An 11,861-nucleotide genomic window follows, 5' to 3' on the forward strand; every position below is an offset into this window, starting at 1 on the left:
GCGAGATACCCGTTCGGAATGTGGGGGGTCTGATGGGCTTCACGAAGGATTTGTGGAACAAGACGGTCACTGATGCCGAGGGCATCAAGACCAAGGTGCCGACTGCGCGGTACGGCAAGGGGAAACGCTGGCTGGCTGTCTGGCACGAGGACGGTGGACGAGAGCGCACCAAGGCGTTTGCGAAGAAGGCCGACGCTGACCGCTACTGGCCGACGCAGGAGACCGACGTCAGCCGCGGGACATACATCACCCCGGCGGCCGCGAAGACTACGGTCGACCAGTGGTGCGATCTGTGGCTTCGGGGCTACGCCACGCGCCGGGACTCGACGGTTCGGCAGGCGAAGACGCACGCGGTTCTCATCCGGAAGGCGTTCGGGGATCTCCCGTTGAGCGGTGTCCGGCCGTCCGCAGTCCGCAGTTGGTGTGCACAGCTGAAGAGTGACGGGTACGAGCCGAGCTACGTCTATGCGCTACACGCGAGGCTGAGCCAGATCCTGAGCGACGCGGTGCACGATGGCCTCCTTGGGAAGAACCCGTGCAGCCGCCGTACGTCACCGCCCGCGGGGAAGCAGCGCCCGTACTGTGCGACCACCGAGCAGGTGTGGGCGCTATACGACGCGTTCCCGGAACACCTGAGGCCCGCGATCCTGCTCGGCGCGTTCGTCGGCCTGCGGGTCGCTGAGGCCTGCGGCGCACGGACCGAGGACATGGACTTCATGCGCGGTGTGTTCAGCCCCGCTGTGCAGTGGCCGGCCGAGCCGCTGAAGACCGAGGCGTCCAAGACGCCCGTGCCGATCCCCTCGGAGCTGACACTCGAGCTATCGGCCGCGGTCGCGCGGTGGGGGAGTGGGTGGCTTGTAACGGACGGCGCTGGCGGGCAGGCGTCGCCCTGGTCGATCGATCGGGCGATGCGATCGGTACGCAAGCGCCACGTCAAGCCGTTGCCTCAGGACCACGCGAAGGACTGCCGGGGCTGCCTGGTGCCGGGGCTACCTGAGGGATTCCGGTTCCACGACCTGCGGCACTACCTCGCGAGCCTGCTGATCGCCAGCGGCGCCGACGTGAAGGTCGTACAGGCGCGGGTACGGCACGCGAGCGCTAAGACCACCTTGGACTGCTACGGGCACCTGTGGCCCGACGCAGATGAGTCGACCCGCGCCGCCGTTGGTGCTGTGCTGGCGGCGCGGGTCGAAGGTCTCACGGAACAGCCACGGAACGCGGAGGGGTCATGACGACGTTTCCGCAGGTCAGCGGCCTAGAGCCGATCACACGTCGTAGTAGAGCTCGAACTCGTGGGGGTGGGGGCGGAGTTGGATCGGGGCGATCTCGTTGTCGCGCTTGAGGTCGATCCAGGTCTCGATCAGGTCCTCGGTGAAGACGTCGCCCTCGAGCAGGAAGGCGTGGTCGGCCTCGAGGGCGTCGATCACGGCCGGCAGCGAGGTCGGGACCTGCGCGATGCCCGCGTGCTCCTCCGGCGGCAGCTCGTAGAGGTCCTTGTCGACCGGGTCGGCCGGCTCGATCTTGTTGCGGATACCGTCCAGGCCGGCCAGCAGCTGCGCCGCGAACGCCAGGTACGGGTTCGCCGACGGGTCGGGGCAGCGGAACTCGATCCGCTTCGCCTTCGGGTTCGAGCCGGTGATCGGGATCCGGATGCAGGCCGAGCGGTTACGGGACGAGTAGACCAGGTTGACCGGCGCCTCGAAGCCCGGCACCAGACGGTGGTACGAGTTCACGGTCGGGTTCGTGAAGGCCAGCAGCGACGGGGCGTGCTTGAGCAGGCCGCCGATGTACCAGCGGGCGGTGTCGGACAGGCCGCCGTACCCGGACTCGTCGTAGAACAGCGGGTCGCCGTTGCTCCACAGCGACTGGTGGCAGTGCATGCCGGAGCCGTTGTCACCGAAGATCGGCTTCGGCATGAAGGTCGCGGTCTTGCCGGCCTTCCAGGCGGTGTTCTTGACGATGTACTTGAACTTCATCACGTCGTCGGCGGCCTTGAGCAGCTCGTCGAAGCGGAAGTTGATCTCGGCCTGACCTGCCGTACCGACCTCGTGGTGGGCGCGCTCGACGATCAGGCCGGACCGCTCCAGCGCCAGCGTGATGTCGTCGCGCAGCTCGCCGAAGTGGTCGGTCGGCGCGACCGGGAAGTAGCCACCCTTGTAGCGGACCTTGTAGCCGCGGTTGCCGCCGTCCTCGACCCGGCCGGTGTTCCAGGCGCCGGCGATCGAGTCGATCGAGTAGTGCGAGGAGTTCGCCTTGGTCTCGAACCGGACGTCGTCGAAGACGTAGAACTCGGCCTCGGGCGCGAAGAACGCGGTGTCCGCGATACCGGTCGACTTCAGGTACTCCTGCGCCTTGCGGGCGATGTTGCGCGGGTCACGCGAGTACGCCTCGCCGGTCAGCGGGTCGTGCACGAAGAAGTTGACCACCAGCGTCTTGGCGCTGCGGAACTCGTCGACGTACGCACTGGTCGGGTCCGGCAGCAGCTTCATGTCGGATTCGTGGATCTGCTGGAAACCGCGGACCGACGAACCGTCGAAGGCGAGGCCGTCCTCGAAGACCTCAGGACCGAACGACGACACCGGGACCGTGAAGTGCTGCATGATGCCTGGCAGGTCGCAGAACCGGACATCGACGATCTCGACGCCCTCGTTCTTGACGTAGGCGAGCAGCTCCTCGGCGCTGGAAAACATACGTACTCCTAGGGTGGCTCAGAGATTGCATCTGAACGTAGGGCCCGCCGGTTTCTCCGTCATGACCCTGATGTTTCGCGGATGTTACGCCCAGCGTGTCCGCGCTGACCCACTGGTGTACGGCGGTGACGCCCTGAGATCTCGGAGTCCGCGTGGGACCCTCCCCGGGTGTGTCCGTAGGCTAGACATCATGGCATCATCCGCGTCGGCCGCAACCGGACCCACCGAAGAATTCCGTTACCCGGGCAATCGGCTGGGTCTTCCCGAGGACGGACCGGGCTCGGTGGCGACCTGGGGACGCCGCGTAGTGGCGCTGCTGATCGACTGGCTGATCGCGGGCCTGATCGCGTCCGTGGTGATGGGCCGGCCGATGTGGGCGGGCGGTAGCGACTTCGGCGTGATGCACTCGGCCATCTTCGCCGTGACGACCGGGATTCTGACCGGCCTGGCCGGCGGCACCATCGGCCACCGGATCTGCGATCTGCGGGTGGTTCCGGTCCGCGACCGGAAGACATACACGGCGCCGCCCGGTGTGCTGGCGGGCCTCCTCCGCGCGCTGCTGGTCAGCCTGCTGATCCCCGCGGTGATCTTCGACCGCGACCGCCGCGGGCTGCACGACCTGGCTGCGCGGACGATCGTCGTACTGCGGTAGCCAAACAGTCAGCGACGGGTGAGCAGCAGCTGTACGTCGTCCAGGTACCCGGTCCGGAAGCCCGCCTCGGAGTACGCGAGGTAGAACTCCCACATCCGCCGGAACGTGTCGTCGAACCCGAGCGCCGCGATCGCCGGCCAGTGCTCGATGAACCGGTTCCGCCAGACCCGCAGCGTCCGCGCGTAGTCCCCGCCGAGGTGGCGGATCACGTCGGCGCGCAGGCCGGTGTGCTGCGCGGTGATGTCCTGGATCACCTCGATGGACGGGATCAGCCCGCCGGGGAAGATGTACTTCTGCACCCAGGTGAACGTGTTCCGGGTCGCGAGCATCCGCTCGTGCGGCATCACGATCGCCTGCACGACGCCGACCCCGCCGGGCGCGAGCCGCCGCTCGATCGCGTCGAAGTACACCGGCCAGTACTTCTCGCCGACCGCCTCGATCATCTCCACACTCAGTACGGCGTCGAACTCGCCGATCTGATCGCGGTAATCGCGCAGCGCGACCTGCACGCGGTCACCGACGCCCGCCTCGGCGATCTTGCGCTGTGCCAGCAACGCCTGCTGCGAGGCGATCGTGATCGCCGTCACCCAGGCGCCGCGCTGCGCGGCGCGGATCGCGAGGCTCGCCCAGCCGCAGCCGATATCGAGCACCCGTGACCCTGACCGCACCCCGGCCGCGTCGAGAATGGAGTCGAGCTTGCGCAGTTGGGCGGCGGAGAGTTCGTCGTACGACGCGGTGGCGAGATCGGCCGTCGGCTCGCCGCCGAAGTACGCCGCCGAGTAAGTCAGCGTCGGATCCAGGAACTCGGCGAACATCGGGTTGCTCAGGTCGTAGTGCCGGCTGATGTTCTCCCGGGCGCCGGCCCGGTCGTTCTCCTGCTCGCCCGGCTGCGACCGGGTGACCAGCCAGCGCAGCGACTGCGCCCACTTCGGCAGCAGGTGCCGGGTCTCCTCGTTGCTGAACCGCTCCGCGAACGGGACCAGCAGGTCGGCCAGGTCGGTGCCCGGCTCCGGGTCCCAGTCGCCGGCCAGGTACGCCTCGCCGAACCCGGACCCGGCGTCCTGACCGAGCCGGTCCAGGAACGCCGACGTACGGTGCACCCGCATGGCGGGGCCGCCGAGGCCGAACGAGCGGTTGCGGTCCAGGTGGATCGTGGCCGGGAGATCCTTGGCGATCAGCCGGATCGCGGTCGCGGCGCCGTACCGACGGACCGGATTCGACCGTGGCCGGGCCAGCGTCGGCCAGGTTTCGGTCTCCGGCGCGTGCACAGGATGCTGCACACGCGGCATCACATCCGTCATCTCTACCCCTGTATCGATCCGTCCTGGTCGCACCTTAAGGCCAACCAGCCACCCCACAGCGCGACACGGAGGCACACACGTGCCACGTCACGACAGATCAACTGCCTGAGCGGCCACCGGGTTACCGGTGTCTCACTCAGAGATATCCCCCCAGCAGATATTAGCGGCCGCGCATCGCCTGGCGGGCGCCCTTGAGACTCGTCGGCACCGGGCCCTTCGGCATCGGCACCTGCGGCCGGACCGCGTCCAGCGCCTTCAGCCGCTGCAGCAGGTCGGTGATCTCGGAGGGCTGCAGGACAGCCGGCAGCTTCATCACGTACTTGGTCAGCTTGCGGATGTCGATCTCGCCCTCGCCCTTGCCGGCGACGATCTGGGTCACCGGCGCGCCGCCGGCGACCCGGTTGTGCTTCTTGGCCTCGGCCGCGAGCAGGTTCTTCACCCGGCTCGGCTGCCCCTCGCCGACCAGGATGATGCCGGGCTTGCCGACCACCCGGTGGACGATGTCGGAGTTCTTGGTGACCGCGACCGCGGGGTCCACATTCCAGCCGCGGCGCAGCGTCTGCAGCGCGGACGCGGCCGCACCGGCCTGGCCCTCGATCTGGCTGTACGCCGCCTTCTCGACCTTGCGGCCGAAGACGATCGTGGCGGCCAGGAAACCGAGCGCGACGCCGAGCGGGATCCAGACGAGCAGCGGCCCCACCAGGAATCCGCCGAGCACGGCCAGCCCGACGACGCCGAGGAAGATCCCGGCGAGCACCAGGCCGACGAGCGGCTCGGACTTCCGGGTCAGCTTGTACGCCGAAACGATCTGCTTGAGCCTGCTGGTCTTCTTCTCTTCGGGCGCGTCGTTCTTGGCCATCTCTACCTTGTCCTCTTATGCCTGAGCGGCGTTCATACGTGACTCAACGGCCTGACGGTACAGCCGACCCGCCCGGTACGAGGACCGTACCAGCGGACCGGACATGACTCCGGCGAAACCGATCTCCTGCGCCTCCGCGTCCAGCTCGACGAACTCCTCGGGCTTCACCCAGCGCTCGACCGGGTGGTGCCGCACCGAGGGCCGCAGGTACTGCGTGATCGTGATGATCTCGCAGCCCGCCGCGTGCAGGTCCTTCAGCGCTTGGCTGACCTCGTCACGGGTCTCGCCCATGCCGAGGATCAGGTTCGATTTGGTGACCAGCCCGTAGTCGCGGGCCTGGGTGATGACGTCCAGCGAACGCTCGTACCGGAACCCGGGCCGGATCCGGCGGAAGATCCGCGGCACGGTCTCGACGTTGTGCGCGAACACCTCCGGCCGCGACGAGAACACCTCGGCGAGCTGCTCGGGTACGGCGTTGAAGTCCGGCGCGAGCATCTCCACGCCGGTGCCCGGGTTCAGCTCGTGGATCTGGCGGATCGTCTCGGCGTACAGCCACGCGCCGCCGTCGTCCAGGTCGTCACGGGCCACACCGGTCACGGTCGCGTAGCGCAGACCCATGGTCCGGACCGACTCCGCGACCCGGCGCGGCTCGTCGCGGTCCAGCTCCTCCGGCTTGCCGGTGTCGATCTGGCAGAAGTCACAGCGCCGGGTGCACTGGTCCCCGCCGATCAGGAAGGTCGCCTCGCGGTCCTCCCAGCACTCGAAGATGTTCGGGCAACCGGCTTCCTGGCACACCGTGTGCAGTCCTTCGGACTTCACCAGCTTCTGCAGCGCCTGGTACTCCGGGCCCATCCTGGCGCGGGTCTTGATCCACTCGGGTTTGCGCTCGATCGGGGTCTCCGCGTTGCGCACTTCGAGCCTGAGCAGTTTCCGTCCTTCTGGGGCGATCGTCACGCCTCCAAGGGTACGCGTCCCCGCTCAGGGCCGTTCCACCCGTACGCTGATGAGCTATGTCCACGGTTGACCTGCGTACGGATGCCGAACCGGGCACACCGTCGGCGTCCGGTACTGGATCCGATGCCGGATCTGGTACTGCGGTGCGCGGCTGGACCCGTCCCGCGCCGACGGCCCGCGAGCAGCGGTACGACGTACTGCTCGGTCTCGGGATGGCGCTGGCCGCGGTGTTCGGGACCGAACTCGCCCGCGGCGGCTCGCCGACCCAGGTCGATCTGGGGATCGGCGGCGTCGAGCCGTACGTGCTCAGTGCGGCCGTGGCGCTGCCGTTGTGCTTCCGCCGCCGCTGGCCGATCCCGGTGCTGCTCCTGGTCGCGGTGCTGTTCGTGCTGAACGGGGAGCGGGCCGTCTTCGCGTTCGGCGGCAACCTGATCACGCAGGCGACCATGTTCATGGCGATCTACGCCGCGGTGGCCTGGGCCCGCGACCGGCGGCTGATGAAGGCGGCGGTGGCGGTCGTCTTCGTCGTGATGTTCGGCTGGCTGACGCTCAACTTCGTGCACGCGCTGCGGAACAACGCGATCGAGGGGCCGAACCATGCCCTGTTCTCGCCGTACGTCTCGAACGTGGTCATCGCCGTCGCGCTGAACGTCCTGTACTTCTTCGGCGCGTACTTCTGGGGCCGGACCGCGTGGGCGACCGCCCGGCAGCAGTTCGAGCTCGAGCAGCAGGCGACCGAGCTGGCCGCGCAGCAGGAGGCGAGCTCGCGGCGCGCGGTGATCGACGAGCGGCTGCGGATCTCCCGCGAGCTGCACGACGTCGTCGCCCACCACATCAGCAGCATCGGCATCCAGGCCGGCGGCGCCCGGCGGGTGATGGACACCGACCCGGACGCCGCGAAGAACGCGCTGAACGTGATCGAGGAGTCCAGCCGGAGCGCGGTGAACGAGATGCGCCAGCTGCTCGGCATGCTCCGCTCGGCGGACCCCGACCTCGACGTCAGTACGCCGGACCCCAAGGAGCCGCAGGCCGGCGCGGACCGGCTGCCGGCGCTGATTGCGGAGGCGAACAGCCTGGGCCTGGAGGTCGGCTTCCACCAGATCGGGGCGCCGGCCGAGCTGCCCAAGACCGTCTCGGTGTCGGTGTACCGGATCGCCCAGGAAGCGCTCGCGAACGTCCGCAAGCACTCGACGGCCCGCAGCGCCCACGTCACACTGCGTTATCTCGGTGACGCGGTCGAGCTCGAGGTGCTCGACGACGGCCGCCCGAAGCACGCCCCGGTCGGTAGCCGGCTCGGCCATGTCGGGATCCGTGAGCGGGTCGGCCTGCTCGGCGGCGAGAGCGAGATCGGCCCGCGTCCCGTGGGAGGATTCCGCGTCCGGGTCCGGATCCCGCTGGATCCGCAGAACCGTCCATTGGCTGGGGGAGAAGCGTGACAGACCCGATGCGGGTGCTGCTGGTCGACGACCAGGACCTGGTACGTGCCGGATTCCGGATGATCCTGTCCGTCGAGCCGGAGATCGAGGTGGTCGGCGAGGCCGCGGACGGCGAGAAGGCGATCGAGCTGGCGCTGGCGTTGCGGCCGGACGTCGTACTGATGGACGTCCAGATGCCCGGCATGGACGGGATCACCGCGACCCAGCGGATTGTCGCGGAGGACGCCGGGAAGGTCGTCATCCTCACCACCTTCGACCGTGACGACTATCTCTTCGAGTCGCTCGGGGCCGGTGCGAGCGGCTTCCTGCTCAAGAACACCGCGCCCGAGGACCTGGTGGAGGCGATCCAGGTCGTGCACTCCGGGCACGCGCTGCTCGCGCCCGAGGTGACCCGGCGGGTGATCAAGCGATTCACCGGCAAGGGAGAGCGGGTGTACCGGCCGGACCTGCTCGCGGAGCTGACCGAGCGGGAGCGCGAGGTGCTCGGGCTGATCGCCCGCGGCCTGACCAACACCGAGATCGCCAACCAGCTGTACGTCGGCGAGGCGACGGTCAAGACCCACGTGTCCCGCGTGCTGCTGAAGCTCGGGCTGCGCGACCGGGTTCAGGCCGTCGTGTTCGCCTACGAATGCGGCCTCGTCACCCCGGGCGACGACCCGACGGCATGATTCGTCCGTCGTACGGATGACTCCGATGATCACCCGCGCGGGCGACGTGCCGGCGTACTGCAGCTGACTAGCTTTGGGAGGGTCGGGCGAACGCCCGGCCGGGGGCTGGAAGCTGATGGGAACGGTGACACATGCTGAGGGTGGCTGGGCTCACCCGGCGGTTCGGTGATCATCTGGCGCTGGACGACGTGACCTTCGACGTCGTACCGGGACGGATGACCGGATTCGTCGGGGCGAACGGGGCCGGGAAGACGACGACGATGCGGATCATCCTCGGGGTCCTGGGCGCGACGGCCGGCGAGGTGCGGTGGCAGGACAAGCCGCTGACGCAGGACGTACGCCGGGACTTCGGCTACATGCCCGAGGAACGCGGGCTGTACCCGAAGATGAAGATCCGCGACCAGCTGGTGTTCTTCGGCCGGCTGCACGGGCTCGACCCGGAGCGCGCCGGCGCACGGACCGACAAGATCCTCGGGCGGCTCGGGCTGGCCGAGCGCGCGACCGACATCCTCGAGACGCTCTCGCTGGGGAACCAGCAGCGGGTGCAGATCGCGGCCGCGCTGGTCCACGAGCCGATCGCGCTGGTGCTGGACGAGCCGTTCAGCGGCCTCGACCCGCTCGCCGTCGACGCGATGGTCGACCTGCTGCGCGAGGAGGTGACGCCGGAGGTGCCGGTGCTGTTCTCCAGCCACCAGCTCGATCTGGTCGAGCGGCTGTGCGACGACCTCGTCGTACTGTCCCGGGGCAAGGTCGTCGCCGCGGGTGCCGTGTCCGAGCTGGCAGCCGGGCCTACGTCGACGTACCGCCTGGTGGTGGACGGCGACGCCGGGTGGCTGCGTGACGTGCGAGGGATCCAGGTGCGCGATGTGGCCGGGGGTACGGCGTTGTTCGACGTACTCGACGGTGCGGTGGAGCAGAAGATCCTGCAGGAGGCGCTGACCCGCGGGCCGGTGCTCGAATTCGGGCCGGAGCGGGTGGCGCTGAGCGACGTCTTCCGGGAGGCGACCCGATGAAGGTACTGGAGAAGCCGTGGGTGCTGATCGCGGAGCGCGAGATCACCACGAAGCTGCGGGACAAGACGTTCATCGGCTCGACGCTGGTGATGCTGCTGATCGTGATGGTCGCGGTGATCCTGCCCGCGATCCTCGCGGGCAAGGGCGGCCCCGACAAGATCGGGGTCATCGACGACGCGAGCCAGAAGGTCGTTCAGACGGCGTCGGTGACGGCGGGCGGCGACGGGTTCGAGGCGACTCGCTTCTCCGACCGTCCGGCCGCTGAGAAGGCCGTCACCGACGGCAAGGTGGAGGCCGCGCTGCTGCCGGACGCGGGCGGGTACGTCGTGCTCGGCAAGGACCGCGTCGACTCGGGGATCGAAGGCGCCCTGCGCGAGGCGGCCGCCGCCGTTGGGATGGAGACGAACGCCGGGAAGGCGGGACTGAGCCCGGAGGAGTTGCACGCCGGGACGAAGGTCTCGTTGCAGCTGCTGAAGCCAGGCCCGTTGCCGGACATCGTGTCCGACTTCGTGAACATCGGGCTCGCGCTGGTGTTCTACATGACCGCGCTCGGTTTCGGGATGATGATCGCGCAGAGCGTCGTCCAGGAGAAGGAGAGCCGGGTCGTCGAGATCCTGGCCGCCGCGGTGCCGATCCGGTCGCTGCTGTGGGGGAAGGTGCTGGGCAACACGGTGCTGGCGCTCAGTCAGATCGTGGTGATCGCGGGTGCGTCGCTGATCGGGCTGCTCGCCACCGACCAGGCCGACATCCTCGAAGTGGTCGCGCCGGTCGCCGGGTGGTTCGTGGTGTTCTTCGTACTCGGGTTCGTCGCGCTGGCCGGGCTCTGGGCGGTCGCCGGATCGCTCGCGACGCGGCAGGAGGACCTCGGGTCGACCACGCTGCCGGGGCAGATGATCCTGATGATCCCGTTCTTCTTCTCGGTGTTCGCGGGGTCGTCGGCCAAGACCGTGGCGTCGTTCGTCCCGATCGCGTCGTCGATGTCGATGCCGGGCCGGATGCTCACCGAGGACGTGCCGATCTGGCAGCCGCTGGTCGCGATCGCGCTGCTGCTGGCCGCCACCGTGCTGATCGTCCGGATGGGCGCACGGCTGTACGAGCGCACGCTGCTGCAGACGGGCCGTCGCCTCGGTTACCGCGAGGCCCTGGCGCTCGAATCGAAGTAGCACATCGTCACGACCGGGCCCGGCGTTACAACACCGGGCCCGGCTGTGACGAAACCGCAATGTAGGGTCGCTGTGTGCTGTGTCTAGACCTCGACTACGGTCTCAACGCATGAACGTTGAGCTGCGCCACCTGCGGGTGGTGGTCCTGGTGGCAGAAGCGGGGTCCGTCGGACGGGCCGCCCGCTGGCTCAAAGTCAGCCAGCCGAGCCTGACCGCGCAGCTGAAACGGATCGAGGCCGCATTCGGCGGTGAGCTGTTCGAACGCTCCCGCACCGGCGTGAAGCCGACTCCGCTCGGCCGGTACGCCGTTGATCGCGCGCGGGCCATCCTGGTCGACGTCGACCATTTGTCTGCGACCGTGTCCGCGATGACCGCGGTCGAGTCGTCCGCCGTACGGCTTGGTGGGTTTCCGACCGCGCCGATGTCCGGGATCGCGTCCCGGCTCCGAACTCACGGTGAGATCGAGCAGGTGAGCATCGAGGTCGAGTGGTCCACCAGCGTGCTCCTGCAGCAGCTGGAGAGCGGGCGGCTGGACTTCGCGTTGCTGCGGGAGTTCCCCGGGTTCGAGCTTCGGCTGCCGGCCGGGGTGGAGTCGACCACGGTCGTTGAGTCCGAGTCGGCGTACGTCGCCTTGTCGGCGGACCACCCGGTGGCGGAGGCGTCGCGGGCGCGTGGTGAGGTTGATCTGGCGTCGCTGTCGGCCGAGGAGTGGATCGGTGAGCCGCCGGACGACAGCGGGTTCCATGTGCTGTTCCGGGCGGCGTGCGAGGCTGCTGGGTTCCAGCCCCGGGTGGAGCACCACTCGGTCGACACGTCGGTGCTGATGGGGTTCGTGACCAGTGGTCAGGGCGTGGCGCTCATCTCGCCCACGTCGTACCGGATGCTCTCAGCTGATGTCACCACTCGCACCCTGGTGGGTGACCCGATTCATCGGAAGTTGGTGCTCGCGTGGAGCACCGACTCACCACGGGCCCAGATGGCGGGCGACGTACTGCAGATGGCCAGCGTCGCGTACGAAGAAGCCATCACCGAACACGCCCGCCGAGACCAACACCAACAACGCATGCACGTCGCCTGATCCCGTGCTCGCTGCATGTCTGCATTGGTGGAGTGTTTCTGGCGCTA

The 11,861-nt window shown here is 68.5% G+C and carries 11 protein-coding genes; 7 read left to right on the forward strand and 4 right to left on the reverse strand.

Going from position 1 to position 11,861, the window contains the following annotated elements; genetic code table 11:
• Positions 1 to 32: 32 nt before the first annotated feature.
• Positions 33 to 1,232: a site-specific integrase gene (locus OHB24_RS27190; RefSeq protein WP_327633678.1), complete on the forward strand. Its 1,200-nt coding sequence runs from the start codon at positions 33 to 35 to the stop codon at positions 1,230 to 1,232.
• Positions 1,233 to 1,265: 33 nt separating this feature from the next.
• Here the strand turns inward: OHB24_RS27190 and glnA are convergent, their stop codons facing one another.
• Entirely contained in the window at positions 1,266 to 2,690 is a 1,425-nt protein-coding gene (glnA, locus tag OHB24_RS27195) for a type I glutamate--ammonia ligase (protein ID WP_131342456.1), read from the reverse strand.
• Positions 2,691 to 2,880: 190 nt separating this feature from the next.
• On the opposite strand from glnA, the gene OHB24_RS27200 reads away from it, so the two are divergent.
• Entirely contained in the window at positions 2,881 to 3,342 is a 462-nt protein-coding gene (locus OHB24_RS27200; RefSeq protein WP_327633679.1) for an RDD family protein, read from the forward strand.
• A gap of 8 nt (positions 3,343 to 3,350) precedes the next feature.
• Here the strand turns inward: OHB24_RS27200 and OHB24_RS27205 are convergent, their stop codons facing one another.
• The 3 genes from OHB24_RS27205 to lipA all read right to left on the reverse strand — a co-directional run bounded on the left by OHB24_RS27205 (position 3,351) and on the right by lipA (position 6,456).
• Positions 3,351 to 4,643, reverse strand: a complete 1,293-nt coding sequence (locus tag OHB24_RS27205; protein WP_327633680.1) for a cyclopropane-fatty-acyl-phospholipid synthase family protein — start codon at positions 4,641 to 4,643, stop codon at positions 3,351 to 3,353.
• 160 nt (positions 4,644 to 4,803) lie between these two features.
• Positions 4,804 to 5,502, reverse strand: a complete 699-nt coding sequence (locus tag OHB24_RS27210) for a DUF4191 domain-containing protein (protein ID WP_327633681.1) — start codon at positions 5,500 to 5,502, stop codon at positions 4,804 to 4,806.
• A gap of 15 nt (positions 5,503 to 5,517) precedes the next feature.
• Positions 5,518 to 6,456, reverse strand: a complete 939-nt coding sequence (gene lipA / locus OHB24_RS27215) for a lipoyl synthase (protein WP_327633683.1) — start codon at positions 6,454 to 6,456, stop codon at positions 5,518 to 5,520.
• Between the two features lie 56 nt (positions 6,457 to 6,512).
• Between lipA and OHB24_RS27220 the strand changes: the two genes are divergently transcribed.
• From OHB24_RS27220 to OHB24_RS27240, 5 genes are all read left to right on the forward strand, one after another.
• Positions 6,513 to 7,892 (forward strand): sensor histidine kinase, encoded by a 1,380-nt coding sequence (locus tag OHB24_RS27220; RefSeq protein ID WP_327633684.1) that lies wholly within the window; start codon positions 6,513 to 6,515, stop codon positions 7,890 to 7,892.
• 8 nt (positions 7,893 to 7,900) lie between these two features.
• Positions 7,901 to 8,560: a response regulator transcription factor gene (locus tag OHB24_RS27225; protein WP_327641111.1), complete on the forward strand. Its 660-nt coding sequence runs from the start codon at positions 7,901 to 7,903 to the stop codon at positions 8,558 to 8,560.
• Between the two features lie 131 nt (positions 8,561 to 8,691).
• On the forward strand, positions 8,692 to 9,573 hold the full coding sequence (locus OHB24_RS27230) for an ABC transporter ATP-binding protein (protein WP_327633685.1): 882 nt from the start codon (positions 8,692 to 8,694) through the stop codon (positions 9,571 to 9,573).
• Entirely contained in the window at positions 9,570 to 10,736 is a 1,167-nt protein-coding gene (locus OHB24_RS27235; RefSeq protein ID WP_327633686.1) for an ABC transporter permease, read from the forward strand. The genes OHB24_RS27230 and OHB24_RS27235 overlap by 4 nt, the downstream gene beginning before the upstream one ends.
• 109 nt (positions 10,737 to 10,845) lie before the next feature.
• The gene (locus tag OHB24_RS27240) at positions 10,846 to 11,814 is read left to right on the forward strand and encodes a LysR family transcriptional regulator (protein ID WP_327633687.1); all 969 of its coding nucleotides are present in this window, start codon (positions 10,846 to 10,848) and stop codon (positions 11,812 to 11,814) included.
• Positions 11,815 to 11,861: the final 47 nt, after the last annotated feature.

It is taken from the genome of Kribbella sp. NBC_00482 (assembly GCF_036013725.1).
Classification (GTDB): domain Bacteria; phylum Actinomycetota; class Actinomycetes; order Propionibacteriales; family Kribbellaceae; genus Kribbella.

What these genes read in the sequence shown, in the direction of transcription:
- OHB24_RS27205 (WP_327633680.1), bottom strand. Translation starts at nt 4,643, where the DNA reads ATGACGGATGTGATGCCGCGTGTGCAGCATCCTGTGCACGCGCCGGAG.
- OHB24_RS27210 (WP_327633681.1), bottom strand. Translation starts at nt 5,502, where the DNA reads ATGGCCAAGAACGACGCGCCCGAAGAGAAGAAGACCAGCAGGCTCAAG.
- OHB24_RS27240 (WP_327633687.1), top strand. Translation starts at nt 10,846, where the DNA reads ATGAACGTTGAGCTGCGCCACCTGCGGGTGGTGGTCCTGGTGGCAGAA.
- glnA (WP_131342456.1), bottom strand. Translation starts at nt 2,690, where the DNA reads ATGTTTTCCAGCGCCGAGGAGCTGCTCGCCTACGTCAAGAACGAGGGC.
- OHB24_RS27190 (WP_327633678.1), top strand. Translation starts at nt 33, where the DNA reads ATGGGCTTCACGAAGGATTTGTGGAACAAGACGGTCACTGATGCCGAG.
- OHB24_RS27235 (WP_327633686.1), top strand. Translation starts at nt 9,570, where the DNA reads ATGAAGGTACTGGAGAAGCCGTGGGTGCTGATCGCGGAGCGCGAGATC.
- OHB24_RS27200 (WP_327633679.1), top strand. Translation starts at nt 2,881, where the DNA reads ATGGCATCATCCGCGTCGGCCGCAACCGGACCCACCGAAGAATTCCGT.
- OHB24_RS27225 (WP_327641111.1), top strand. Translation starts at nt 7,901, where the DNA reads ATGCGGGTGCTGCTGGTCGACGACCAGGACCTGGTACGTGCCGGATTC.
- OHB24_RS27220 (WP_327633684.1), top strand. Translation starts at nt 6,513, where the DNA reads ATGTCCACGGTTGACCTGCGTACGGATGCCGAACCGGGCACACCGTCG.
- OHB24_RS27230 (WP_327633685.1), top strand. Translation starts at nt 8,692, where the DNA reads ATGCTGAGGGTGGCTGGGCTCACCCGGCGGTTCGGTGATCATCTGGCG.